Here is a 24,085-nt window from a genome sequence, read left to right on the forward strand (position 1 = left end):
GGTTCCCTCATGTTAAAACAAACCTTGCTCTATACTGGTAAAGCAAAATCTGTATATGAAACAGACAATGCCGACCATCTGATTTTAGTCTTTCGTGATGATGCCTCTGCGTTCAATGGCGAAAAAATCGAACAACTAGATCGTAAAGGCAAGGTGAACAACCGTTTTAACGCCTTCATCATGGAAAAACTTGCTGCTGCGGGTATTGAAACGCATTTTGAAAAATTGCTTTCTCCAACTGAAGTTCTCGTTAAAAAACTTCAAATGATTCCTGTTGAATGCGTAATTCGTAACTACGCAGCTGGTTCTCTATGCCGTCGCTTAGGTGTAGAAGAAGGTAAAGAACTTACTCCTCCTACATTTGAATTGTTCTACAAAGATGATGGCTTAGGCGATCCAATGGTTAACGAATCTCAAGCGATTGCTTTAGGTTGGGCGACTGCTGAACAGTTAGAACAAATGAAAGTGTTAACTTATAAAGTAAATGATGTATTAAAAGCATTATTTGCTGAAGGCAATATGATCTTGGTGGACTTCAAACTTGAATTTGGTGTTTTCCATGACCGTATCGTACTTGGTGACGAATTCTCTCCAGACGGTTGCCGTTTATGGGATAAAGACTCTAAGAAGAAACTCGACAAAGACCGTTTCCGTCAAGGTTTAGGCGGTGTTGTTGAAGCTTATGAAGAAGTTGCAGCTCGTTTAGGCGTAGATTTATCTGACATCTAATTAGCCAGACTTTATAAGAAACCGAGCTGAATTGCTCGGTTTTTTATTTTCTAGGCACTAAAATTCAGGAAAAGTAGACAGATTTGTATATTTAATTAAATTATGACTTGCACAATATAAAAGCAAAGCACTAAAATCTAAAAAAACATTAATTGCATCACAATAATTAAATTTAAAGTATGGTGAACCCTATGGAACTACTTAAGCCTGAAAAGAGATTAATGAATCACTCGATACATTTTGGTGAAAATCCATTAGTGATTTTATCTAATTTTAGCGACTCTGCTTTGAAACAAGGTTGGAGCGAAGCTGAAGTGGAAACCGTCATTTCTGAAGCTTCTCAAGGTGACTATATGAAACTCATACGCACTTTGAGAACATATACCTTACTTTAATTACTGATTTTATCTGATTTGCCGTAAATCTTTAGCGTCAACCCTATACTGATTTCTGACTTCTTCATCATAATTGCTCCCCTTTGACTCAGGCGGCAATTCGTCTTGTCATCCAAAGTTTTATCGACCTCTTCTTATATTTAGCTGTCCTATCTGGTTAATTGCTTTTATTCGCATACTATTTTGCTTAGCGTCGTATCTTTCAATTTATAAAAAGATACATAAAGCTGTTATGAATCAACTAGATTTATTCTGAATGCTGCCTTAACAATAAACAAAAATAATAAGTAGAAAATATTTATTCTATGAGGAGTAGGCATGATGGACCATGAAATAGAGGAAAAAAAGGTCGAGCAAACCTTAAGCTGGCGTGAAAAAATGGCAGTCGAAGAACATGAAAAACTGTCACCCCGTTTAGTCTATGAAATTATTCGCCGTGATGGCGCAGAAGAGCTGGATCGACCAACAGCTGCACTAATCTTTTCAGGAATTGCGGCAGTCTAGTCATCAGTTTTTCTTTTGTGTTTAAGGCGATTATCGCTTCTTATCTTCCAGCTGATGCAGTCTGGACCGATTTAATCACCAATGTCGGTTATACCATTGGTTTTTTGATCGCTATTTTGGGCCATATGCAACTCTTTACCGAAAATACCATCACCACAGTTGTACCTCTATTCAAGCCCTTTACTCTCGAAAAATTACAAGCTGTAGGCCGATTATGGGGAATTGTGATTTTATGCAACATCATTGGAACAGCTTTAGCGAGTTTATTTTTCCTCACTACCCACCTGTTTACACCCGATATTGACAAGGCACTAGACGAGCTAGCACATCATGTTGCGTCTTTTTCTGCGACCGAAAACTTGCTGAAAGGTATTATGTCAGGGCTGTTAATTGCTGCACTAGTCTGGATGCTGCCTTCAGTTAGCAATAAATTCCTACTCATCTTTTTCATGACATATTTGATAGGACTCGGTGACTTTACCCATGTAGTAGTAGGTTCTACCGAAATGTCTTATCTAGTTTGGCAAGGAGATGCCTCTATTAGTGAATATATTTTTAATTTCCTGATTCCAACGACTATTGGAAATATTATTGGTGGTACAGGCGTGTTTACCCTGCTGATTTATGGTCAGGTTACTGAGGAATTGGAACAATAGCAGGACTCAATAAACTATTGTTCCTGCTGCCATCTGCGTTGCTGTAAGCGTTCGCCTTCAACCTCACGCTTATTTCTCGCGGACTCGTAGAGTTTGGTTCCCTTCAACTCAGGTGGCAAATAGTCTTGCAACACAAAGTGCTCTGGGTAATCATGCGGATAGAGATAATTGATGCCATAGCCTTGCTGTTTCATCAGCTTGGTTGGTGCATTTCTCAAGTGTAAAGGCACTGGTAAATTTGCCGTTTTCTCGGCAAGTTCCAATGCTTTGTTAATTGCTAAATAAGTACTATTACTTTTTGCACTTGTTGCCAAATAAACCGCGGTTTGGCCCAAAATAATTCGACCTTCAGGCATACCTACTGCTTGAACAGAGCGGAAACATTCACCTGCAAGCAAAAGCGCATTTGGATTCGAGTTTCCAATGTCTTCTGAGGCTGCAATCAACATACGTCTTGCAATAAAAACAGGATCTTCTCCGCCTTTAAGCATACGAGCCATCCAGTACAGAGCTGCATCTGGATCACTACCACGAATCGATTTAATAAATGCAGACACGAGGTCGTAATGCTGCTCACCCGATTTGTCATAACGTGCAATGTTTTGCTGGGCAACTTTTACCACCACAGCATTGGTAATGGTATTTTCAATTTCTGGCTCAAAAGTACTCGCAATTAAGTCTAGTAAATTAAGCGCTTTACGGGCATCGCCTGCTGCAAACTGCAAAAGGGCATCGTACTCTTCAATATGAATGTAGCGTTCTTTTAAGAATTTATCTGCTTGGAGAGCATTGTTGAGTAGCGTCTGAATTGCTTCGCTGTCTAAACTGTTTAAGGTATAGACCTGACAACGTGATAAAAGTGCACTATTGACTTCAAAAGACGGGTTTTCTGTGGTCGCACCTATTAAGGTAATTTTTCCTTTTTCTACAGCCCCTAGTAATGCATCTTGCTGTGATTTATTAAAGCGATGAATTTCATCAATAAAAACCACAGGTGTTAGTAAATCACCACTTTCTGCAATGACTTCACGTAATTCTTTTACACCTGTATTCAGAGCAGACAAACTCACAAATGGGCGGTCTATTGCTTGCGCCAAAAGCAAAGCAATTGTTGTTTTACCAACGCCTGGCGGTCCCCAAAAAATAATAGAAGGTAAATGCCCCTGATCAATCATTTGACGCAGTGGTGCGTGTTCACCTAACAAATGATCTTGCCCAATAATTTCAGACAAATCTCTCGGGCGCAGGCGTTCAGGAAGTGGAATATGGGTGTCTGACATCTCAAATAGCTTTATCGTCTTTTCACTATAGTCTATTGCGTCTCACAGAAATCTACAATTTGAATCTATGAGACGCGTTCTTTATTTACAGGCTAACTCGTAGCATTAAGATGGTTTATTACTGAGTTTCAGCAAACGTGCATCCGGGCCATCTTCAATTACCCAAATTGAACCGTCTTGTGCTTCATGTAAACCACGAATACGTTGCTTCATCTCTAATCTTTGTATTTCTTTTACAGGTTTATGCTCTAAATCTACAACCACAATGGCTTTGGAAGATAACCCACCAATTAAGGCTTTATTTTGCCATGCAGGAAATTGTTGGCCTCGATAAATGATTAGGCTCGACGGTGAAATGACAGGTGTCCAATCAATCCCAGGTGCTTTAAATTCAGGGCGAGTATGGTGGTCTGGAATAGGCTCACCCGAGTAGTGGTCACCATTTGAGACAATTGGATAACCATAATTTTCACCTTTGGTAATAATATTAAGCTCATCACCACCTTTAGGCCCCATTTCAACTACCCAAAGTTGTCCTTGGCCGTCAAAAGCCATACCTAAGGGATTACGGTGTCCAAGTGACCATATTTCCGCAGTAACCCCACCTTGTTTATAAAAAGGATTACCTACGGCTGCTGAACCATCCTCATTTAAACGCAAGACTTTGCCCAAATTACTCTTCATGTCTTGGGCAGGGTCAAACTTTTGGCGCTCACCTGAAGTGACCCAAAGCTTACCATCTGCATCAAAGAGCATACGATGTCCATAATGGCCTTGTCCTGAGACTTTAGGCACCTGCTGCCAAATCTGTTTCACCTCTATAAGTTTTGGCTGATTAGGGTTAGATAAGTCTAATTTCGCACGTGAAATCACTGCACCAGATCCGCCTTGCCCTTTAGCTGCATAACTGAGATATATCCAATGATTTTTGGCAAAATCAGGATGTAAAACAACATCGCCTAAACCACCCTGTCCGCCATAGTTCACCGCTGGAACACCTTCAACATCTAACATTTGTTTATTTTGGGGGTTAAAAAGTTTTAACTTACCTTGTCGCTCAGTGACTAATAAACGATGGTCTGGCAAACTGGTAATCGCCCAAGGTTCATTAAAATGTGCGACTGTCTCGACCTGATAAATTTGTTTGGCAGCACTAGTTTGCTCTGTTTTTGCAGTTGTATTTTGTTCAGGATTTTTTGAGTTGGTATTGTTAGAACCACAAGCCATTAATAAGAAAAAGCTACTACATAATAAGGGGGCTGCTAGTCGTTTCATCATTTTTATCTCCTTCGCTTTTATTTTTATATAACGGAGATGGTTAAAAACTTTACGATTAAAATGTTACTTTATTATACGCTGTAATTAAAAATGTCGATTGGGAGCGTATTAACGCACCCAACGTACCACATAATCTTCAAGATCATCTTCATGTACATCAGTTTCAGGAATACAACGCCCTGCAACAGACTTTTTTGCCTTAACTACGCTTTGTCTCGTACCCGTATTTAAATAATGCCAAGAAGGTAAATTTTTACCCTCATTCAAACGTTTATAGGCACAACTTGAAGGTAACCAGTGAATTGTTTTTAAGCTTTCTGGCGTCAACTGTAAACAGTCAGGCACTTGCTGCTGACGATTTGAATAGTCTGAGCAACGCCCTGTACCACAATCAAGCAATTTACACGCTACCTTGGTGTAAGCAACCTCATGAGTATCTTCATCTTCTAGCTTGACCAAGCAGCATAAACCACACCCATCGCACAAAGCTTCCCACTCAGCCTGACTAAGCTGCTCTAGCGTGTAATTTTTCCAAAATAATGGACGAAGTGAGGTCTCGGTAGACATAGGTTTTAACAGCTGTATACATAAAGCAAAGTCAGATTATAGCATTGAAGGCAGTGTGCTTAAGGAAAGAAACTGTATTTTTAGCATCACAAAATGATTGTTTAATATACATTTCAACCACATAAACGACACATTCCGTGCAAAAAAGCCACTATATAGTAAAAACACAATGAAAAATAAGGAGGACAACATTATGTTCCGTTGGGCAATAATTTTTGCAGTGATTGCACTCATTGCCAGTCTATTAGGGTTTGGTGGTGTTGCAGGGTTATCTAAAGACTTTGCCGTGATTTTATTGGTTGTGGCTGTAATTCTCGCAGTTATTGGTTTTATTTCGCGAGGCCGAACCTAATTCAATCATGACTACATAAAAAGAAGGAACTTGTTTCCTTCTTTTTTATTGCCTAAATGTTTCTATCTTTTTCTTTTGACGTAGATTTTTACATAGTTATTAATATGAATTTTAATTTTTTATGCTTTAATCAAGCGTGTTTAAACCAAGTTTAATTTCAGGATTAATGTCATGAGTACAGCAATTAAAACCCGTGAAATTCAATATACTGCACCAGACGGCAGCCATTTAATTGGTTATTTTGCAGCTCCAGAAAGTGAAACACCTGTACCAGGTATTATTATTGGTCCTGAATGGTGGGGCCGTAATGAATATACTGAACAACGCGCACGTGAACTTGCTGAACACGGCTATGCGGCTCTTGCGATTGACATGTATGGCGATAAAAAAGTCACATCAACCGCAGCTCAAGCATATGAATGGATGATGCAGACATTTGAAGAGTTAGACACGGTGACTGATCGTGCCAATGCAGCACTTCAGACACTTGCTGCACAACCAGAAGTAAATAGTGAAAAACTGGCTGCAATTGGCTTTTGCTATGGTGGTAAAGTTGTATTAGACCTTGCGCGCTCAGGTGCACCACTTAAAGCAGTTGTGACATTCCATGCTACATTAGCACCGAAAGCACCTGCTCAAAAAGGCAACATTCAAGGTGAAGTTTTAGTTCTACATGGTGAACAAGACAGCATGGTCACCTTAGAAGATGTTGCTAATTTTGAAAAAGAGATGCAAGCTGCTGAAGTTAAACATGAGGTAGTGGTTTTAAAAGGTGCTAAACATGGCTTTAGTAACCCGCTTGCAGATGAAAAAGCGAAAGCGAATGGTGTAGACCTTGGCTACAACAGCGAAGCGGAGAAACAAGGCCTTGCTAAAATGTACGCTTTGTTAGAACGTACTTTAAAATAAAAGAAGCAAATTTGGAGCAAATGTTTTTTGCATTTGCTCCCTTAAATGTTTATGACTTTGCAATATTTTTACTGTATTTTTTAAACCATACTTCAATAACTATACTCCCGTTGAGCTAGAGCAAAGCCTAGTCTTATTTCCCGCACTCGGGGTTTAATGGAATAACATGAGAGGATACAACAATGACTGACAAGAAATGTCCGTATTGCAATTTTGATGAATATGACATCATTGATAAGAATGAATTTGCTGTAATTTTACCTGACCCAAATCCATTGTCTAAAGGCCATTGTGTAGTGACTCCACTGCGCCATGTAAGCTCGTTTTTTGACATTACCTCTAAAGAGCATGAAAGCTTACTGACACTTCTTGAAATTGCCCGCCACGAAACCCAGCTTCGTCATCAGCCTGCCGGTTTTCATATCGGCTTTAATGATGGTGAAGTATTTGGCCAGACTTCCGATCACTTCCACATTCATGTCATTCCTTACTATAAAAACCAACCGTTGAAACTTGATCAACGTTGGGGCGTAAAAGAGGATTAATCCTCTTTATGCTTGAAGCAGAGACCACTTATTTTCAAGTGATCTCTGTTTTAACAGGCTCGTTCTGGTTGCCTGCTTTAAACAAAACTTCTCTCCAATTTCAGCTATAATTTAGTCCTTACTTTTCTTCTATAGCTGTTCATGCCTGAATTTTCTTTTTCTGATGCCCTCTTAAACTGGTTCGATCAACATGGTCGTCACGATTTGCCTTGGCAAGTTGCAGATGATCCATACAAGGTTTGGGTTTCTGAAATTATGCTACAGCAGACTCAGGTGAAAACGGTTCTGCAATATTTTGACCACTTCATGGAGCGCTTTCCAACGGTAGAAGCTCTAGGTCATGCAACTTGGGATGATGTCGCTCCTTATTGGGCTGGCCTTGGCTATTACGCTCGTGCTCGCAATTTGCATAAAGCCGCTGGCCTTGTAGCACAACAAGGTAAATTTCCTGAAACCCTAGAAGAATGGATTGCTCTACCCGGCATTGGACGCTCTACAGCAGGCGCACTTATGTCTTTAGGTTTGCGTCAGTATGGTGTGATTATGGACGGCAATGTGAAACGTGTTTTAGCGCGTTTCTTTGCCATTGAAGATGACTTAAGTAAGCCACAGCATGAACGTGAAATGTGGAAACTCGCTGAAGAGCTTTGCCCTACGCATCGTAACCATGACTATACTCAAGCCATAATGGACTTAGGTGCAACTATCTGTACGCCTAAAAAACCGCTGTGTTTATATTGTCCAATGCAAACTCATTGTCAGGCCTACCAACAAGGTTTAGAACAAGAACTACCTTTTAAAAAACCTAAAAAAACTCCGCCTGTTAAAACGGCAGACGTTCTTATTATTCAGTGTGAAGATGAATGGTTCTGGCAACAACGCCAAGCCCATGGTCTATGGGGTGGTTTATTCTGTTTACCTATTTTAGAAAATGAACATGAACGACTGAGCATAAGCCAGCAATTTAAATTACAGCCTCAAGCACAAACTTTTCAGATTAGTCATAGCTTCACTCATTTCACATGGCTACTTAATGCTCACACGTTCCACGTGGAACCTGATCAAAAAGAACATCTGGCGATTGAGTTTGAAGGCCAATGGTTGACTCCAGAACAAGCAATTTCCAAAGGTGTACCAACTGCAATGAAAAAATTGATCTCGACTAGCCGTTCATGACATAGTGGTCAAAATAATTTTGATATAACTATGACAGGGAGTATTTCGTGCGACGTTTTGTTTCTCATCTCTCACTTGGTTTTCTCATTATTCTATTGGCAGCTTGTGCCAGTGCACCTAAAAAACCTACACCACTTTCCCCCACTCAAGTCAGTAAGCTCAAAAGTATGCAGCTTCCAAATCGACTACCTGTACCTGTAAAAGGTGTCGATCGAGATGAACTAACAGACACGTGGGGAGCTGCTCGTAGTCAAGGCCGTAGCCATGAAGGAATTGATATTTTGGCTCCACGTGGAACCAAAGTGTATAGCACAACCGAAGGACTCGTTGCTGATCTTCGTAATAATAACCTCGGAGGCAAAGTCATCTGGATTTTAGGTCCAGCAGGAACATGGCATTATTATGCTCATCTTGACGGTCATAAACGTGGCCTAAATGTAGGTGACTATGTCAAAAAGGGCGATTTAATTGGATATGTCGGCAACACGGGCAATGCACGTTATACTTCACCTCATCTCCACTATGGTCTTTATCTAGATGGTAAAGGACGTGGTGCCGTTAATCCTTATTCATATTTACGCTAGGAACATTTTATGTCGGAAGCGCTGATCAATCGCTTAGTAGAGTTTGCCGAGTCGGGCAACCAGCAAAAGATCATTTTAAATGGCAATAGCTATCAAGGCTGGATCATGGAAATCAGTGATGATGCCCTGCTAATCAGTACCGGTTTTTCAGATAAAGTAGGCAAAGACTTTTGGCTAAAGTTTGAAGACTTAACTCAAGCTGAACTGTATTATTGGGATACTCGCCCAAATGAATGGGTGTTATTTAAACTTTAAAATTCTAAGATAAATATAAGGAGCATTATCATGAAAACTCAACGTTGCGGATGGTGTTCCGACGATCCCCTTTATATTTCCTATCATGATGAAGAATGGGGCAAGCCAGAACACGACGAAGCACGGTTATTTGAAATGCTTTGCCTCGAAGGTCAGCAAGCTGGCTTATCATGGATTACCGTACTAAAAAAAAGAGAAAGCTACCGTCAACACTTTTTTAATCATCCAATTGAAGATATTGCTTCATTCACTGATGACTTTTTAGAATTAAAATTATCCGATGCAGGCTTAATTCGTCACTTGGGTAAACTCAAAGCCATTCGTGATAATGCTATTGCTTGGCAAGCACTAAAAGCACAAATTGGTGATGTACCAACATGGCTTTGGCAGTTTGTAGATGCAGCTCCACAAAACAATGATGTTGCAGACTACCGTCAGGCTCCTGCACAGACTGAACTCAGTGTAAAACTTTCCAAGACTCTTAAAAAGAATGGTTTTAAATTTGTCGGCCCAACCACTTGCTATGCGTTTATGCAGGCTGTAGGTATGGTCGATGATCATGAAAACGATTGTCAATTTAAAGCTTCATAACCCACCAGAACGGTTCAAATCCGCTTAAGGAGTTTCCGATGAGCAACAATACGATTCAGGCCTATGCTGCAATGCAAGCAGGTGAAAAACTGGTTCCTTACCAATTTGACGCAGGTGAATTACAGCCGCATCAGGTTGAAGTAAAAGTTGAATACTGTGGTTTATGTCATTCTGATATTTCAGTTCTGAATAATGAATGGCGCTCGACTGTCTACCCTGTGGTTGCAGGTCATGAAATTATTGGAAGAATTGTAGCTTTAGGTTCAGAAGCCAAAGGTCTACAAATCGGGCAACGTGTCGGTATCGGCTGGACAGCTGAAAGTTGCCAATCGTGTGATGAATGTATTGGTGGTCAGCAAGTACTTTGTACGGGCAAAAATGTTGCAACAATCGTCGGGCATGCTGGTGGTTTTGCCGATAAAGTTCGTGCTGGCTGGCAATGGGCTATTCCCCTTCCTGAAGATTTAGACCCCGAAAGTGCAGGTCCTCTACTTTGTGGCGGAATTACCGTTTTTGATCCACTCCTCAAACACAAGATTCAGGCAACCCATCATGTGGGTGTGATTGGCATTGGCGGTTTAGGTCATATGGCGATTAAGCTCCTTAAAGCTTGGGGTTGTGAAATCACGGCATTTAGTTCTAACCCAGACAAAACAGAAGAGCTTAAAGCTATGGGAGCCGACCATGTCGTCAATAGCCGCGATACAGAGGCAGTAAAAGCTCAAAAAGGTAAATTCGATTTATTGCTGAGTACCGTGAATGTGACTCTAAATTGGTCTGCTTTTATTGCAACACTGGCACCAAACGGAACCTTACATTTCTTAGGTCTTACGCTTGAGCCTGTTCCTATTTCTGTTGGCTCTCTTATTGGTGGTGCTAAGTCAGTGACTGGTTCACCTACAGGCTCACCTGCTGCACTACGTCAGCTTTTAAAGTTTGCTGCACGCAAAAAAATTGCGCCTCAAATTGAACTGTTTCCAATGTCACAGCTCAATGAAGCAATTGAACGTCTACACTCAGGTCAAGCACGTTACCGAATTGTACTTAAAGCAGACTTCGCAGAATAAACCTAACTTACGGTTTTCATCTGTTGTCGTGACCAGTTCGCCAAGTGTTTAATCGCTTGGCGGACATCTACTGTTAACTCATGACCTGCATTTAAACGAATAAAATGCCGATAGCGTTCATCCTCACCAAAAACATGCCCGGGAACTACGGTAATTCCGTGAGATTTTGCAGTGTAATAGAGCGCCAAACTATCTACAGTTTTAGGTAACTGCATCCATAAGGCATAACCTCCTTCTGGTTGGCTCAATGCAATTGGAATACCTTCGAAAGCATTTAAAATACAACTACGATACTCCTCGACTTGCCGCATCAAATTCGGTCTTAACTGCTCTAAGTGCTCCCTGTAACCACGACTATAAATAAAATCAGCTAAGCCTAATTGTAGCGGTGTATTAACCCCAATATTACTGGCTACCAGCTCAAGCCTTAAATGCTGTAGCTTCGCGCTTAAACAGAACCACCCTACGCGATATGCACTCGATAATGACTTAGAAACCGATCCACACCAAATTACATAGCCTTCACGGTCCCAATAGCGAATAGATAATGGTCGCTCACCACTGTAGCCACACTCTCCATAAATATCGTCTTCAATAATAAAACACTGATACTTTGCTGCTAATTCGGCAATCTTTTGTTTTTCTGCATTACTTAAACAATATCCCAATGGGTTCTGATAGTTGGCTGTCATTAAGCAAACTTTAGCTAACCCCTGCTTCATAAATGATTCTAAGCGCTCAAGATCGATACCACGATGATGCGCTGGAATTTCAATAATCTGTCGTTTTAAACTGGCTATAAGCTGTAGTTGTCCATTAAAAGTAGGCGTCGGAATTAAAATACTATCGCCTACTTCTGTTAGATGTTGAATCACCAAAGATAAAGCAGGCATGCAGCCATTGGTAATAAAAATATCTTCTGCCGCGATAAAAATCCCATCTTCACGCCAATGATCAGATAGTGCTTTTCTTAACTGCTCATGACCCTGTTTATTACAATAAAGAAAATCTTGGGGCTGACAATTTTTTAAAGCGCGTTGAATAGAGCGGCGTAAACCCTCAACAGGAATAAAATGAGGTGTCAACTGAATAGAGCCTAATGGTACAAGATGACTTTGTAAGGCAGCCTCCTGAATTTGGTTATGTAACTCCAGATTGGAGACTTGTCGCGGCAAAGATAAGAAATCTGGACTATCTGGAATAGGACTAGATTGGGTACGAGCAACCACAAAATAACCTGACTTTGGCTTTACATAAATGAGTCCCCTCGCCTCAAGCAATTCATAGCAACTTTTTGCCGTACTTAAGCTAATGCTGTGCTGACGGGCAAAATCTCGTAACGAAATAAGCTTCTGATGCGGTTTCAGCTCATCTTGATAAATACGATGTGCTAATTGATTGGCAAGAACCTGATATTGGAAAGTCATTCTGTGCTGCTTTTTTAAAAATTTCTGTATCTGTACTGCTTTATAGAACACCTTTAGGCTATAGAAATCAACTCCAAGAGTAGTAACATAATGAAATTAAAAGCTATATTATTGTTTACCATTGTTTTGACAGGTTGCCAGTCACAACCCAAAACTGAACAGCACAGACATACGGTTTGCCAGAGTTTAATTGAAGGTTATTTAAAAATGACCAACCAACAAGACTACAAACTAGAGCAGCGCACTGATGATAAAGCCAATACAATTTCTCATTATCAATACAAACGTAATAACTCAAACGAAGTTGTCATGGTAAATTCGGTTTATTCAAACTTATATTTTAGTTGTCGAGAACAGCAACAAAGCTATTTTCTGTCTCAACATTCATCACAAGGACAAACGACTCCTATTTTAGAAGTTCATTTTCCAAGTGATGCTTATGGTAGGTTTAGAGACAGGTTTTAAAACCATCTTTTAATTGATCTGCCAAAAACTCAATGAATAAACGGATTCGTTTTGGTAGATGCTCTTGTTGATAATAGACAGCATGGATGCTTTGATATTGATGTTCTATTTGATCTTCAAATAACGCGGTCAATCGTCCCTCTTGAATATCTTTCCAAATTTCAAATTCAGATAGCCGTGCAATACCATGTCCTCTAACCGTAAGCTGACGCACAGTCTCACCACTTGAAGCTTTAATATGTGCTTGTGCGAAAAAATATTCATCTCCGACTTTAATCGGCCAGTTATTAATATAATCAGGTCTGGTAAAACCAATCAAATCATGATGCTCAAGTTGTTCAGGTTGAGTCGGTGTACCTTTGATCGCCAAATATTCTGGACTTGCCACAATATATAAACGGCTCTTGCACACTAACTTGGCATGAAGACTCGAATCATTGAGTTCCCCAAATCGAAATGCCACATCGGTCTTATGTTGTAATAGATCAATCACCTGATCATTACTATTTATTTCGATTTCAATGTCGGGATAGCTCTTACGGAACTTATGCATTAATGGTGCAATCACGTGCAAAACAAACGGCGTTGCAGAATCAATACGAATCAGTCCCGCGGTACCCTGATCAGATTTTTGCAAATCTTCTTCAGCAGCATTTAGCTCATTTAAAATTTTACGAGCCTTTATCAGAAACTGCTGCCCTTCTTGTGTGAGTTTTAACTTACGTGTTGTTCGCTCTAATAAAGTCACGCCTAACTTTGCTTCTAAACGTGTAAGAGAACGACTCATTCCTGAAGGCGTTTGTTTTAAGTGTTCTGCTGCGGCTACAAAGGAACCTGTATCAACAATTGTGATAAAGGCAACCAGTTCTTCAATTGTTGATTTCATGACTTATTCTATTATTGACTAATCATCAAAGATATTTTGCTTATTCATCTATTTTTTCGCAACAATAATCCAAGCAAAATGCACCTCAAGTTAAACAATTATTTAAATTTAGGTGAACACATGAATATCCCACGTTTTGGTTTAGGAACTTATCGCCTTAAAGAACAAGCGGTGATTGATTCTGTTAAAACAGCTTTAGAAGTAGGTTACCGTGTAATTGATACAGCTCAAATCTATGAAAATGAAGCTGCGATTGGACAAACCATTGCTGAAAGTGGTGTAGCGCGTCAGGACTTATTTCTAACCACAAAAATTTGGGTAGATAATTTTGCACAAGATAAGTTTATTCCGAGCTTAAAAGAGAGCTTACAAAAACTTCGTACTGACCATGTCGATCTTACTTTGATTCACTGGCCAGCACCGGACTTAGGGGTTTCTATTCCTGAAATTATGCAGCTTTTACTTGAAGCGAAACAACTAGGTCTTACCAAACAAATTGGTATTTCAAACTTCAATATTGAGCTTACCCAACAAGCCATTGACACAATCGGTGTACAGCATATTGCGACAAATCAGATTGAGCTAAGTCCTTATCTTCAAAACCATAAACTTGTAAATTTCTTACAAGACAAGAACATAGATGTCACTTCCTACATGACACTGGCATATGGCAAAGTGCTTCAAGACCCCGTTCTAGCTGAAATTGCAGCAGCGCATAAAGCAACAACAGCACAAATTGCATTGGCATGGGCATTGCAACGAGGTTTTGCAGTCATTCCATCTTCGACTAAACGTGAAAACCTGATTAGCAATTTAAAAGCACAGGATATCGAGTTAACTTCAGCTGAAATGCAAATGATTGCTGAACTCGACCGTAACAGTCGTGAAGTTAGCCCAGAGCCATGGGCACCAGTTTGGGACTAAACTCATGAACACTCAATCAAATACGGCGTTCTCGTTATTGGCATTGGCAATTGGTGCCTTTGCTATTGGCACCACGGAATTCTCTCCAATGGGATTACTTCCGAATATCGCTCATGATTTAGGTATTTCCATTCCAACAGCCGGAATGTTAATTACGGGTTATGCACTTGGCGTGATGCTAGGTGCCCCATTCATGACCCTGTGGTTTGGTGGTTTTGCTAGACGTAATGCACTGATTTTTCTGATGGCAATCTTTACGGTGGGTAACCTGATCGCAGCGTTTTCACCAAGCTATATGAGCTTATTAGGTGCACGTCTCATTACTAGCCTTAACCATGGTGCCTTCTTCGGAATTGGTTCTGTTGTAGCAGCGAGTATTGTACCCGCGCACAAACAAGCCAGTGCTGTAGCAATCATGTTTATGGGCTTAACCATTGCCAATATTGGTGGTGTACCGTTGGCAACATGGGTTGGACAAAATATTGGCTGGCGTATGTCTTTCCTTGCAATCTCTTTGCTTGGTGTGATTACCATGCTCGCTTTATGGAAGGCACTGCCACAAGGTATGGTTGCCCAAAAACCAAATGTGAAAGCGGAGTTAAAAGTATTAACACGTACTCCTGTAGTACTGGCTCTACTCACCACAGTGCTTAGTGCGGGTGCAATGTTTACGCTATATACCTATATTGCGCCAAGTTTGACTGAGTTTACCCATGCTTCACCAGCCTTCATTACGTTCATGTTGGTATTAATTGGTGTCGGTTTCTCAATTGGTAACCATTTAGGTGGTCGTTTTGCAGACTTGTCCATCAACAAAACTCTAATCGGTTTTTTCATTTTGTTGATTGTCATGATGGTGACTTTCCCAGTGGTTGCACAAAGTCAGGCTGGAGCAGCCATTGCCTTAGTAATCTGGGGTGCCGCAACCTTTGCTTTAGTACCACCATTACAAATGCGTGTAATGTCAGTTGCTCATGAAGCACCAGGACTTGCCTCCTCTGTAAATATCGGTGCGTTTAATCTAGGTAACGCAGTCGGTGCGGCAGCAGGTGCGGTAGTGCTCGATTTAGGTTTGGGTTATAACGCAGTATCATTTGCTGGTGCATTACTGGCTGGGTTAGGTTTGTTGTTAGTTTTATTTCAAATCAAACGCGAAAGCAGCTCTGAACAAAAATTGCAGCAATGTTCCGACTAATAAAAAAAGCGCCTCATCTCAGGCGCTTTTTTATTGCTTATTATTTTAAAATATCGGGCAATTTAGGTTGCTCATAAATCGGGTTCATTACTTCCCGCTTCATTTTAAGCAGCATCTGATATGGTTGCTGCTGAACAAACATATTTACAAAGCTTAAAGGAATTGAACCTGCTGGGTCAGCATAACCACTCGTGGTTACTTTAACTTTGTTATTCGCTAGTTTCTGGAATGTCCATTCACCTTCATAACGAGTTAAACGAACCACATCGGGCTGAATCGGATAATTACTATTAATCGCTGTGTTCTTAATCGTAATAGTGCCATTAGCGGCTTTACTCATTTTCCCTTTCACCACAACATCGCGGTCTTTTAGCGGAAAAGGAAAATCCAACACCATATATAACGTAAATTCGCCCTTCTTCTCATCCTGAGAAAGCATTTCAACTTTACCCATATAAGGCACCCACTGCGCTGCGCGATTTACATCTAAAATCACCGCCACAGCACGCTCAATGGGTACATCAAATGTTGTTTCAGCTTTGTACTGAAAGACAGGGTTATCAGCCTTCTGATAGGTCCACACTTTAATATGATTACGGTCAAGGCTGAGTTTCGCCTTGTCTGTAGAGGCAGCCCCTGCATAGAGGCTGCTTAAGCAAAGAAGAGTGGTCAAAGCAATTTGTTTTTTATTCATGTTCTGCTCTATCTTGTTTTTCTCGCCACATGTAGGACGTGTACAGATGGCTTACACCTGTACGTCGTTCAACCCTAAAACATCTTTCATGTCATATTTACGCGCTTCACGACCTACAACCCATGCAGCAGCTCGTACTGCACCAGCAGCAAAGTTCATACGGTTCGTGGCTTTGTGAGTGACTTCAACACGCTCACCTTCACCAATAAACATAACAGTGTGTTCACCTACAATATCACCACCACGGATTGTTTCAAAACCAATGGTTTGGCGGTCACGTGGCCCTGTATGCCCTTCACGACCATAAACAGCAACTTCTTTTAAGTTACGGCCTAAAGTATCAGCAATCGCTTCACCCATCATTAACGCTGTACCAGATGGTGCATCTACTTTATGACGGTGGTGAGCCTCAATCACTTCAATATCTACTGTATCGCCAAATACTTTAGCTGCAAGCTCAAGTAACTTGATTGATACATTTACGCCAACAGAGTAGTTCGCCGCATATACTACAGGTGTATGTGTTGCCGTTTCATCAAGCTCAGCTTTTTGTTCATCGGACATACCTGTTGTTCCAATCACCATGGCTACCCCAGCTTCACGGCATAGCTTTAAATGCTGAGCAGTTGCAACCGGTGCAGTAAAATCAATGATGACATCACAGTCTTTAAGAACTTCTGTCAAACTTCCTGAAACCTTTACCCCCACTGAGCCAATTCCTGCAAGTTCACCAGCATCAGTGCCGACCAAACTACTCTCTGGACGTTCTACTGCTGCAGCCAATTGATAACCTGCTTGTTGAACTGCCTGAATAAGTGTGCGACCCATACGGCCACCTGCGCCCAAAATACCAATGCGTGGAGCTGCTGACATAATCCTTCCCAATCTTGTGTTTTACGTAATTGGCTTACTATATCAAAACTCTTTGCTCACAATAAAAAGTAAAAAATATTTTTTAAGATGAACCGAAATTTAATCAGTTTTCACAAAAGTTAAAGAATTGATCTGCACACTACCGAGCCACGAATGAAAAAAAGATGACTATAAGGAGTTCAGCATGCATTCGAAAATTATGGGCTTAATAGCCGTTATGGGGATGATGAGTTCAATGGCATTTGCAGAGCCTGCAATCCAATCAGGGGACACACTAGAAAGCTTATCTAAAGCACGCATTATCACGAATGTAAATGCGAAAGCGGCGATATCTACAGCTCAAACAAGCATAGCAAGCAATACTACTGCTGAAGTTAAAGTTGAAGATATTGACCCAATCATTGAAGAAAAAACTGCCGATGTAGAAACAGTAAAAGTAGCTGTAAAACCAGTAACTCAAGCTGCTGTAGTAGCTCCAGTTGCATCAAACGAACTTATTGTAAGTGTTGACGACATCGATGTTGCTCACCCTACAGAGTAAGCAGACGTAATTTTCTTTTAAGCAGAATAAAAATAATAAGATGAATCAGCGCAATAAAAAGGCGGATATTTTTGAATATCCGCCTTCTTTTTAATTTACGATCTAATCAAGCATTAATCGAATAAACGATCAAAGAATGATTTTTTCTTTGGTGAAGAAGCACTGTCCTCGCCATCGAAAGATGCTTGTAATTCTTTGAGTAATTCACGTTGACGAGACGTTAAGTTGACTGGTGTTTCTATGACGATACGGCAAAGCAAATCACCCACCATGCTGCTACGTACAGGACGAACACCCTTACCACGTAAACGGAATAATTTACCTGTTTGAGTTCCCTCAGGAATCTTCAAGCTAACGCGACCTTCTAAAGTCGGGATTTCAATTTCTTTACCAAGTGCAGCATCAGCAATGCTTACTGGTACGTCCATATATAAATCGGCGCCATCACGTTGGAAAATTTCGTGTTCACGAACAACCACTTCAACGTATAAGTCACCCGCTTGACCATCACGGATAGCCTCGCCTTTACCACTTAAACGAACGCGGTCGCCATTATCTACACCAGCAGGAATAGTAACTTCTAATGTTTGCTGGCGATCAGCTACGCCTGAACCATGACATGCATGGCATGGATTTTTAATAATTTTGCCTTGGCCACGACACGTGCCACAAGTTTGTTGTACAGAGAAGAAACCTTGCTGCATACGTACTTGTCCTGAACCATGACAAGTTTTACAGGTTTCTACATCTTTTGGATTTTGAGAGCCTTTACCATCACACACATCACATGGTGCCGGAGCAGTAAAGGTAATTGTTTTTTTAACCCCTTTTACAGCTTCCTCAAGGGTAAGTTCCATGACATAGCGTAAGTCTGAACCGCGACGTTGGCGTTGCTGACGTCCGCCGCCACCAAACGCTCCACCAAAGATATCACCGAACTGGCTGAAAATATCTTCTGCACTGAAACCGCCAAAGCCACCACCAGCGCCACCAAAGCCGCCTTCAAATGCATTATGTCCCATACGGTCATACATGCTGCGCTTTTCGCTGTCGGATAAAATCTCATAAGCTTCAGAAGCTTCTTTAAACTTTTCTTCAGCCTCGGCATTGTCAGGGTTTCTGTCAGGATGATATTTCATCGCCAATTTACGATAGGCTTTTTTGATCTCATCATCACTTGCGGTTTTTGAAACGCCTAAAACCTCATAATAATCACGTTTAGCCATGTTTGGCGGTGCTCCTCACGGAAATTTTATCAATACTCTATTGCCGACTAAATGGGGGGCTTTAGCCGAATTTACAAGGGGAAAATGTTTAAAAAATAGATATATTAAAAAACTGCCTTATTTTTTAAATATTTAGACAAGCCTTTTAACCATGCATTTAATAAAAACAACCAAGCAATAGCGCTAAAAACAACACCAGCAACTGTTGATGCCGTTACCCAAAGATTGCTGTTCCATGCAAAAAAGAAGAGAGGAATAAACCAAACAACAGCAAAAACTGACATGAAGAGGAATAGAATACCATTGCGCATAATCCAGAGCGCATGGGCATGAATCCAAACTTCAGCATTATCCACAACAGCTACTTTACGAGCGACCAGATAAGCAAAGGCCGCGAAAATAACCGTAAACAATGCAAGAAACATGAACGCATAAGAAATTACAATATAACGGCGATGCTGTTCGATATGGTCTTGCCCCATCTGTATTTCACCTCAATTCGCTGCACTATGCCTATTTTTTATGCAGCGAAGTAATCCTGTATTTTTTGTGTAAAGACAGGTGCTACTATATTGGAGTTTTCAATATTTCGCACCTTTATTCACAAAAAAATTATGTATTTTATGCGGTTTTTTTCACCTTAAACCACGCAGCATACAATGCAGGTAGGAAAAATAATGTCAGCATGGTCGCTACAATCAGTCCGCCCATAATTGCAACAGCCATTGGACCGAAGAAAATACTCCGCGAAAGTGGAATCATCGCTAACACAGCTGCTAAAGCTGTCAGAATAATTGGACGGAAACGACGTACTGTTGCATCAATAATCGCTTCCCATGTTGGATGCCCTGCTTGCCTATCTTGTTCAATCTGATCAATCAAAATGAGCGAGTTACGCATAATCATACCGGACAAGGCAATGGTTCCTAGCATGGCCACAAAACCAAATGGTTTATTAAATAGAAGTAAGAACAGAACAACACCGATTAAACCTAATGGTGCAGTCAAGAACACAATCGTTGCCCGAGACAGACTCTTAAGCTGAATCATCAGTAATGTCATCACAACCGCTAAAAACAGTGGCATACCCGCATTAACTGAACTTTGCCCACGTGCTGACTCTTCGACAGTTCCACCCACTTCAATCAGATAACCACTTGGTAACTCAGCGCGTAACTTGTCCATTGATTCGGCTAACTCACCCACAACAGTCGCTGGCTGTAATTTAGTACGAATATCTGCACGCACAGTAATCGTTGGTAAACGGTTACGGTGCCAAATCAGGCCATCCTCAAACTTATATTCAATTTTCGCAATCTGGGCTAACGGTACTGTCGTTCCATTGGCTGTTGGGACTGCTAAACTTGCCAGTGAAGCGACTTCAACACGCTCAGCTTGATCTCCACGTAAACGGATTTCAATGAGTTCACGCTTTTCACGATACTGTTCAATTGCACTACCTGTAATTGAAGCGTTCAGGAAGTTCGCCAAATCCACACTAGAGACACCCATTTGTCGAGCACGGTCTTGATCAATCTGAATTGCAATAATCTTACTCGGCTCACCCCAGTCTAAATGTACATTGGTGGTATTTGGGTTTTCACTAATGACCTTAGCAACCTGCTGCGCCTCTTTACGTACCAGATTTAAATCTTCACCTGACACGCGATACTGCAATGGATAACCCACAGGTGGGCCATTTTCTAGTAATGACACACGAGTACGGACTTGTGGAAGCAGCTGTTTAATTTGGGTTTCTAACGAGCGACGAATTTCATCACGGTCATCAAGTGAAGTGGCTAAAACCACAAATTGTGCAAAGCTAGCCTGTGGCAATTGCTGGTCTAACGGTAAATAAAAACGCGGTGAACCTGTACCCACATAAGCCACATAGTTATCAATACCTTTTTGTTTAGCCAGAAACTGTTCAACCTTTTTCACCGCTTGTTCTGTAGCGGTTAATGAAGCCCCTTCTTCAAGTTTTAAATCGACTAAAATCTCGGTACGGTTTGAAGGTGGGAAAAATTGCTGAGGAACCATTTTAAACATCAGCACAGAGAGCACGAATATCCCGACTGTTGTTGCAATTACAGTTTTACGATAGGTCACGCAAAACTCGACCATTTTCCTAAAACGTAAATAGAAGCTAGACTGATAAGGATCATAATGATGGTCCTCTGAAATCCCGATCGTTTGTGGTTGCGGTTTTTTCGTTAATCTTGCCCATAAACGAACATACCAAGGTGCTTGATGTCCCGTCTTAGTAAAATCAGGCAGTAGTTTTTCACCCAAATAAGGCACAAATAAAACTGCGGCAACCCAAGACACCAATAAGGCAATGGTCACCACCTGAAAGATCGAACGCGTGTATTCACCTGTACTAGACTGTGCCGTAGCAATAGGTAAAAAGCCCGCTGCCGTAATGAGTGTCCCTGTCAGCATTGGAAATGCTGTGGTTTTCCACGCAAATCCGGCGGCCTTAATTCGGCTATAGCCCTGCTCCATCTTAATTGCCATCATCTCGACCGCAATAATCGCGTCATCGACCAGTAAGCCTAAAGCTAAAATCAGAGCACCCAGAGAAATCTTATGTAGTCCGACATCGAATATATTCATGCCGGCAAAAGTCATTGCTAAAACCAAAGGAATGGAAAAAGCGACCACTAAACCTGTACGGAAACCTAAAGAGAAAAAGCTCACTAACAAAACAATAATGACTGCTTCAGCAAGTACTTTCACAAACTCATGAATACTGCGTTGCACAGCTACCGGTTGGTCAGACACCTTCTGTAATTTCATACCTAAAGGCAAACTCTTTTGCAGCTGGGCAAATTCCGTTTCCAGATTTTTACCCAAGGCAATAATGTCACCACCCTTACGCATTGATACAGCAAGACCAATACCGTTCTCGCCCATGAAACGCATACGTGGCTGAGCTGGTTGACTAAAACCGCGGTAGACATCAGCGACATCACCCAGTTGGATCGTTTTATTCCCTACCAGTAGAGGCGTTTTCTTAATTTCATCAACGCTCTGTAAATGTCCACTTACACGAATTTGAATACGATCCGTACCGGTTTCAAAGAAACCAGCGCTTGCCATACTATTTTGCTTTTGTAAGGCTTCTTGAATTGCAGAAAGAGGAATACCGAGCTGAACGGCTTTAGTGTTTGAAATCTCAATCCAGATTTTTTGGTCTTGTAAGCCAACCAATTCGACTTTGCTAACGTCCTTGACACGTTGCAGCTGTAATTGCAAACGATCGGCATATTCTTTCAAAAGGGCGTAGTCAAAGTCCTTGCCTGTCAGTACATAAATATTACCGAAAGTATCACCGAACTCATCATTGAAAAAAGGGCCTTGTACACCGCTTGGGAGTTCAGTGCGAATGTCATTGACCTTTTTACGAACGTTGTACCAAACATCAGGAATCTGTGCCGACTTCAATGAATCCTTGGCAAAGAAAGTAACCATAGACTCACCCGGGCGGGAGTAGGCCATAATCTTTTCATACTGCCCTGTGGTCATCAGTTCCTTTTCAATGCGGTCAGTTACCAACGTTGAAACTTCTTTGGCAGTCGCTCCAGGCCAGTAGGTTTTGACGACCATTACTTTAAAGGTAAAAGGCGGATCTTCACTTTGTGATAGTTTTGAATAAGAGATTGCACCGATAATGCCAAGCAACAGCATGAAATAAAGGACAATACCTTTATTATTCAGTGCCCATTCCGAGAGATTGAATTTCATGGCTTCGTTGCCCCCTGAATTTTCACCGCACGGTTTTCACGGTCAATCGGATGAATCTTCTGCTTATCGCGTAGCAAATGAACCCCACCAATCACAACCCAATCATTTGGTGTTAAACCAGTTAACACAGGCACACTATCTCTGCCATATGCCCCAACTGTTACAGGTACTTTACGTAAAGTTTGGTTGGCATTGACTACCCATACATAAGCTTGATTATCTGTAGCTGAAACACTCGAAAGTGGCACACTCATGACATTAGTTTGAGTCGAGCTAAAAAATACGCGAGCACTTTGTCCAAGCTGAATAGCAGATTGACCTTCTTTGAGTGCAACTTTCACTGTAAAGGTACGAGACTGATCAGCCGCAGGAGAAACTTCGCGTACATACCCGGCAAATTTTTCATTCGGTTTAGACCACAAAGTAATCCAAGCTGCTTGACCAACTTTAATCTCGGCAACTGCTTGTTCAGGTACACCAATGACCACTTCACGCTCACCATCAATCGCCAATTGATAAGCTGCTTGACCTGCTGAAACGACTTGTCCAATCTCAATATTACGCGCTGTAATCACCCCGTTTTTATTAGAAATGAGTTGGTTGTAACCACTTTGGTTTGCAGAAACTTCATAGTTAGAGCGGGCTTGTTGTAACGCTGCTTGAGCCGCGTCGTACTGATTTTTGACCGTATCAAATTGTGAACGGCTTACTGCATTAACAGGTAATAATTGTTGAAAACGTTTAAGTTCATCTGATGCTGTTTTCGCTGCTGCCTGTGCATTTTGTAATTGAGCTTTGGCAGCATTTAATTGTAGCTGAGCATCTGCTACATCGAGCTTTGCTAATACTTGTCCAACTTTAACTCGGTCGCCGACATCGACATAGCGAGCCGTAACTTGTCCACCCACCCGAAATGCCAAGGCAGTTTGTTGTCGAGCCTGTACATCTCCTGCATAGCTTTTTAATTCGTTTAGTGTGGTCGAAGGCTGCGTCACCATCACATAGGGTATTTCTTCTGTTTTGGGAGCCTCTTTACTACACCCCATTAATGTGACCGTGCAAACAATCACCATACTCATGATGAGAGGTTTTAACAGATTCATATCTTATCGCTCTTATTCAAACTGGTTTTTTAAGGCACAATATGCTTGCATCATAGTTTGTTTGTTTTTTAATTAATATACCCATGGGTACATTAATTAAAGAAAAACTTATAAAT

At 41.1% G+C, this 24,085-nt stretch carries 25 protein-coding genes and 1 pseudogene; 15 read left to right on the plus strand and 11 right to left on the minus strand.

What is annotated here, in order from left to right; all coding sequences use genetic code 11:
- Positions 1 to 9: 9 nt before the first annotated feature.
- The 3 genes and pseudogenes from purC to ACLCEG_RS11700 all read left to right on the plus strand — a co-directional run bounded on the left by purC (position 10) and on the right by ACLCEG_RS11700 (position 2,284).
- Entirely contained in the window at positions 10 to 729 is a 720-nt protein-coding gene (gene purC / locus ACLCEG_RS11690; protein ID WP_002119240.1) for a phosphoribosylaminoimidazolesuccinocarboxamide synthase, read from the plus strand.
- Between the two features lie 191 nt (positions 730 to 920).
- A complete protein-coding gene (locus ACLCEG_RS11695) occupies positions 921 to 1,124 on the plus strand; it encodes a hypothetical protein (protein WP_019458601.1) in 204 nt (67 codons plus the stop codon).
- 321 nt (positions 1,125 to 1,445) lie between these two features.
- Positions 1,446 to 2,284: pseudogene (locus ACLCEG_RS11700) on the plus strand (formate/nitrite transporter family protein).
- A gap of 14 nt (positions 2,285 to 2,298) precedes the next feature.
- Here the strand turns inward: ACLCEG_RS11700 and ACLCEG_RS11705 are convergent.
- The 3 genes from ACLCEG_RS11705 to ACLCEG_RS11715 all read right to left on the minus strand — a co-directional run bounded on the left by ACLCEG_RS11705 (position 2,299) and on the right by ACLCEG_RS11715 (position 5,409).
- The gene (locus tag ACLCEG_RS11705; protein WP_004704731.1) at positions 2,299 to 3,564 is read right to left on the minus strand and encodes a replication-associated recombination protein A; all 1,266 of its coding nucleotides are present in this window, start codon (positions 3,562 to 3,564) and stop codon (positions 2,299 to 2,301) included.
- Positions 3,565 to 3,669: 105 nt separating this feature from the next.
- Entirely contained in the window at positions 3,670 to 4,839 is a 1,170-nt protein-coding gene (locus ACLCEG_RS11710) for a PQQ-dependent sugar dehydrogenase (protein ID WP_410567656.1), read from the minus strand.
- Positions 4,840 to 4,950: 111 nt separating this feature from the next.
- Entirely contained in the window at positions 4,951 to 5,409 is a 459-nt protein-coding gene (locus tag ACLCEG_RS11715; RefSeq protein ID WP_004704725.1) for a YcgN family cysteine cluster protein, read from the minus strand.
- A 193-nt stretch (positions 5,410 to 5,602) separates the two neighbouring features.
- Between ACLCEG_RS11715 and ACLCEG_RS11720 the strand changes: the two genes are divergently transcribed.
- From ACLCEG_RS11720 to ACLCEG_RS11755, 8 genes are all read left to right on the plus strand, one after another.
- Entirely contained in the window at positions 5,603 to 5,761 is a 159-nt protein-coding gene (locus ACLCEG_RS11720) for a DUF1328 domain-containing protein (protein WP_002053759.1), read from the plus strand.
- 171 nt (positions 5,762 to 5,932) lie between these two features.
- The gene (locus ACLCEG_RS11725; RefSeq protein WP_019458605.1) at positions 5,933 to 6,670 is read left to right on the plus strand and encodes a dienelactone hydrolase family protein; all 738 of its coding nucleotides are present in this window, start codon (positions 5,933 to 5,935) and stop codon (positions 6,668 to 6,670) included.
- A gap of 182 nt (positions 6,671 to 6,852) precedes the next feature.
- Positions 6,853 to 7,215, plus strand: a complete 363-nt coding sequence (locus ACLCEG_RS11730; protein ID WP_002053765.1) for an HIT family protein — start codon at positions 6,853 to 6,855, stop codon at positions 7,213 to 7,215.
- Positions 7,216 to 7,356: 141 nt separating this feature from the next.
- Positions 7,357 to 8,391 (plus strand): A/G-specific adenine glycosylase, encoded by a 1,035-nt coding sequence (gene mutY / locus ACLCEG_RS11735; RefSeq protein WP_410567625.1) that lies wholly within the window; start codon positions 7,357 to 7,359, stop codon positions 8,389 to 8,391.
- A 47-nt stretch (positions 8,392 to 8,438) separates the two neighbouring features.
- Positions 8,439 to 8,975: a M23 family metallopeptidase gene (locus ACLCEG_RS11740; protein ID WP_151761148.1), complete on the plus strand. Its 537-nt coding sequence runs from the start codon at positions 8,439 to 8,441 to the stop codon at positions 8,973 to 8,975.
- Positions 8,976 to 8,984: 9 nt separating this feature from the next.
- Entirely contained in the window at positions 8,985 to 9,230 is a 246-nt protein-coding gene (locus tag ACLCEG_RS11745; RefSeq protein ID WP_001287364.1) for a hypothetical protein, read from the plus strand.
- Positions 9,231 to 9,260: 30 nt separating this feature from the next.
- Positions 9,261 to 9,821 carry a DNA-3-methyladenine glycosylase I gene (locus tag ACLCEG_RS11750; RefSeq protein ID WP_348885367.1) on the plus strand — a complete coding sequence of 187 codons (561 nt, stop codon included), beginning with the start codon at positions 9,261 to 9,263 and terminating at the stop codon, positions 9,819 to 9,821.
- A gap of 38 nt (positions 9,822 to 9,859) precedes the next feature.
- Positions 9,860 to 10,888, plus strand: a complete 1,029-nt coding sequence (locus tag ACLCEG_RS11755) for an NAD(P)-dependent alcohol dehydrogenase (protein ID WP_410567627.1) — start codon at positions 9,860 to 9,862, stop codon at positions 10,886 to 10,888.
- Between the two features lie 2 nt (positions 10,889 to 10,890).
- Here ACLCEG_RS11755 and ACLCEG_RS11760 read toward each other — a convergent pair whose 3' ends face one another.
- On the minus strand, positions 10,891 to 12,315 hold the full coding sequence (locus tag ACLCEG_RS11760; RefSeq protein WP_410567629.1) for a PLP-dependent aminotransferase family protein: 1,425 nt from the start codon (positions 12,313 to 12,315) through the stop codon (positions 10,891 to 10,893).
- A gap of 90 nt (positions 12,316 to 12,405) precedes the next feature.
- On the opposite strand from ACLCEG_RS11760, the gene ACLCEG_RS11765 reads away from it, so the two are divergent.
- Positions 12,406 to 12,780 carry a hypothetical protein gene (locus tag ACLCEG_RS11765; protein ID WP_198071871.1) on the plus strand — a complete coding sequence of 125 codons (375 nt, stop codon included), beginning with the start codon at positions 12,406 to 12,408 and terminating at the stop codon, positions 12,778 to 12,780.
- Here ACLCEG_RS11765 and ACLCEG_RS11770 read toward each other — a convergent pair.
- Complete coding sequence (locus tag ACLCEG_RS11770) at positions 12,764 to 13,666, minus strand: LysR family transcriptional regulator (RefSeq protein WP_077163774.1); 903 nt, start codon at positions 13,664 to 13,666, stop codon at positions 12,764 to 12,766. The two genes, ACLCEG_RS11765 and ACLCEG_RS11770, sit on opposite strands and share 17 nt — an antisense overlap.
- Positions 13,667 to 13,786: 120 nt before the next feature.
- Here ACLCEG_RS11770 and dkgB point away from each other — a divergent pair, with 120 nt between their 5' ends.
- Complete coding sequence (gene dkgB, locus ACLCEG_RS11775; protein WP_410567631.1) at positions 13,787 to 14,590, plus strand: 2,5-didehydrogluconate reductase DkgB; 804 nt, start codon at positions 13,787 to 13,789, stop codon at positions 14,588 to 14,590.
- A gap of 4 nt (positions 14,591 to 14,594) precedes the next feature.
- Entirely contained in the window at positions 14,595 to 15,785 is a 1,191-nt protein-coding gene (locus tag ACLCEG_RS11780; protein WP_410567633.1) for an MFS transporter, read from the plus strand.
- Positions 15,786 to 15,825: 40 nt separating this feature from the next.
- Here the strand turns inward: ACLCEG_RS11780 and ACLCEG_RS11785 are convergent, their stop codons facing one another.
- Together ACLCEG_RS11785 and dapB are read right to left on the minus strand one after the other, a co-directional pair.
- Positions 15,826 to 16,479, minus strand: a complete 654-nt coding sequence (locus ACLCEG_RS11785; RefSeq protein WP_004704705.1) for an START domain-containing protein — start codon at positions 16,477 to 16,479, stop codon at positions 15,826 to 15,828.
- 51 nt (positions 16,480 to 16,530) lie between these two features.
- Positions 16,531 to 17,352: a 4-hydroxy-tetrahydrodipicolinate reductase gene (dapB, locus tag ACLCEG_RS11790; RefSeq protein WP_004704703.1), complete on the minus strand. Its 822-nt coding sequence runs from the start codon at positions 17,350 to 17,352 to the stop codon at positions 16,531 to 16,533.
- A gap of 184 nt (positions 17,353 to 17,536) precedes the next feature.
- Between dapB and ACLCEG_RS11795 the strand changes: the two genes are divergently transcribed.
- Positions 17,537 to 17,893, plus strand: coding sequence for a hypothetical protein (locus ACLCEG_RS11795; protein ID WP_410567635.1), 357 nt, complete (start codon positions 17,537 to 17,539; stop codon positions 17,891 to 17,893).
- Positions 17,894 to 18,006: 113 nt separating this feature from the next.
- Here the strand turns inward: ACLCEG_RS11795 and dnaJ are convergent, their stop codons facing one another.
- The 4 genes from dnaJ to ACLCEG_RS11815 all read right to left on the minus strand — a co-directional run bounded on the left by dnaJ (position 18,007) and on the right by ACLCEG_RS11815 (position 23,969).
- The gene (gene dnaJ / locus ACLCEG_RS11800) at positions 18,007 to 19,119 is read right to left on the minus strand and encodes a molecular chaperone DnaJ (protein WP_004704700.1); all 1,113 of its coding nucleotides are present in this window, start codon (positions 19,117 to 19,119) and stop codon (positions 18,007 to 18,009) included.
- A 104-nt stretch (positions 19,120 to 19,223) separates the two neighbouring features.
- Complete coding sequence (locus ACLCEG_RS11805; protein ID WP_004704698.1) at positions 19,224 to 19,601, minus strand: hypothetical protein; 378 nt, start codon at positions 19,599 to 19,601, stop codon at positions 19,224 to 19,226.
- A gap of 139 nt (positions 19,602 to 19,740) precedes the next feature.
- Positions 19,741 to 22,866: an efflux RND transporter permease subunit gene (locus tag ACLCEG_RS11810; protein ID WP_410567637.1), complete on the minus strand. Its 3,126-nt coding sequence runs from the start codon at positions 22,864 to 22,866 to the stop codon at positions 19,741 to 19,743.
- The gene (locus tag ACLCEG_RS11815; protein WP_410567639.1) at positions 22,863 to 23,969 is read right to left on the minus strand and encodes an efflux RND transporter periplasmic adaptor subunit; all 1,107 of its coding nucleotides are present in this window, start codon (positions 23,967 to 23,969) and stop codon (positions 22,863 to 22,865) included. Before ACLCEG_RS11815 ends, ACLCEG_RS11810 begins: the two co-directional genes overlap by 4 nt.
- Positions 23,970 to 24,085: the final 116 nt, after the last annotated feature.

Origin of the sequence: Acinetobacter sp. H1(2024), from assembly GCF_046557555.1 — a bacterium.
GTDB classification, from domain to species: domain Bacteria; phylum Pseudomonadota; class Gammaproteobacteria; order Pseudomonadales; family Moraxellaceae; genus Acinetobacter; species Acinetobacter seifertii.

Coding starts and splice junctions, on each gene's coding strand:
- purC (WP_002119240.1), top strand. CDS start 10: ATGTTAAAACAAACCTTGCTCTATACTGGTAAAGCAAAATCTGTATAT.
- ACLCEG_RS11695 (WP_019458601.1), top strand. CDS start 921: ATGGAACTACTTAAGCCTGAAAAGAGATTAATGAATCACTCGATACAT.
- ACLCEG_RS11705 (WP_004704731.1), bottom strand. CDS start 3,564: ATGTCAGACACCCATATTCCACTTCCTGAACGCCTGCGCCCGAGAGAT.
- ACLCEG_RS11710 (WP_410567656.1), bottom strand. CDS start 4,839: ATGAAACGACTAGCAGCCCCCTTATTATGTAGTAGCTTTTTCTTATTA.
- ACLCEG_RS11715 (WP_004704725.1), bottom strand. CDS start 5,409: ATGTCTACCGAGACCTCACTTCGTCCATTATTTTGGAAAAATTACACG.
- ACLCEG_RS11720 (WP_002053759.1), top strand. CDS start 5,603: ATGTTCCGTTGGGCAATAATTTTTGCAGTGATTGCACTCATTGCCAGT.
- ACLCEG_RS11725 (WP_019458605.1), top strand. CDS start 5,933: ATGAGTACAGCAATTAAAACCCGTGAAATTCAATATACTGCACCAGAC.
- ACLCEG_RS11730 (WP_002053765.1), top strand. CDS start 6,853: ATGACTGACAAGAAATGTCCGTATTGCAATTTTGATGAATATGACATC.
- mutY (WP_410567625.1), top strand. CDS start 7,357: ATGCCTGAATTTTCTTTTTCTGATGCCCTCTTAAACTGGTTCGATCAA.
- ACLCEG_RS11745 (WP_001287364.1), top strand. CDS start 8,985: ATGTCGGAAGCGCTGATCAATCGCTTAGTAGAGTTTGCCGAGTCGGGC.
- ACLCEG_RS11750 (WP_348885367.1), top strand. CDS start 9,261: ATGAAAACTCAACGTTGCGGATGGTGTTCCGACGATCCCCTTTATATT.
- ACLCEG_RS11755 (WP_410567627.1), top strand. CDS start 9,860: ATGAGCAACAATACGATTCAGGCCTATGCTGCAATGCAAGCAGGTGAA.
- ACLCEG_RS11760 (WP_410567629.1), bottom strand. CDS start 12,315: ATGACTTTCCAATATCAGGTTCTTGCCAATCAATTAGCACATCGTATT.
- ACLCEG_RS11765 (WP_198071871.1), top strand. CDS start 12,406: ATGAAATTAAAAGCTATATTATTGTTTACCATTGTTTTGACAGGTTGC.
- ACLCEG_RS11770 (WP_077163774.1), bottom strand. CDS start 13,666: ATGAAATCAACAATTGAAGAACTGGTTGCCTTTATCACAATTGTTGAT.
- dkgB (WP_410567631.1), top strand. CDS start 13,787: ATGAATATCCCACGTTTTGGTTTAGGAACTTATCGCCTTAAAGAACAA.
- ACLCEG_RS11780 (WP_410567633.1), top strand. CDS start 14,595: ATGAACACTCAATCAAATACGGCGTTCTCGTTATTGGCATTGGCAATT.
- ACLCEG_RS11785 (WP_004704705.1), bottom strand. CDS start 16,479: ATGAATAAAAAACAAATTGCTTTGACCACTCTTCTTTGCTTAAGCAGC.
- dapB (WP_004704703.1), bottom strand. CDS start 17,352: ATGTCAGCAGCTCCACGCATTGGTATTTTGGGCGCAGGTGGCCGTATG.
- ACLCEG_RS11795 (WP_410567635.1), top strand. CDS start 17,537: ATGCATTCGAAAATTATGGGCTTAATAGCCGTTATGGGGATGATGAGT.
- dnaJ (WP_004704700.1), bottom strand. CDS start 19,119: ATGGCTAAACGTGATTATTATGAGGTTTTAGGCGTTTCAAAAACCGCA.
- ACLCEG_RS11805 (WP_004704698.1), bottom strand. CDS start 19,601: ATGGGGCAAGACCATATCGAACAGCATCGCCGTTATATTGTAATTTCT.
- ACLCEG_RS11810 (WP_410567637.1), bottom strand. CDS start 22,866: ATGAAATTCAATCTCTCGGAATGGGCACTGAATAATAAAGGTATTGTC.
- ACLCEG_RS11815 (WP_410567639.1), bottom strand. CDS start 23,969: ATGAATCTGTTAAAACCTCTCATCATGAGTATGGTGATTGTTTGCACG.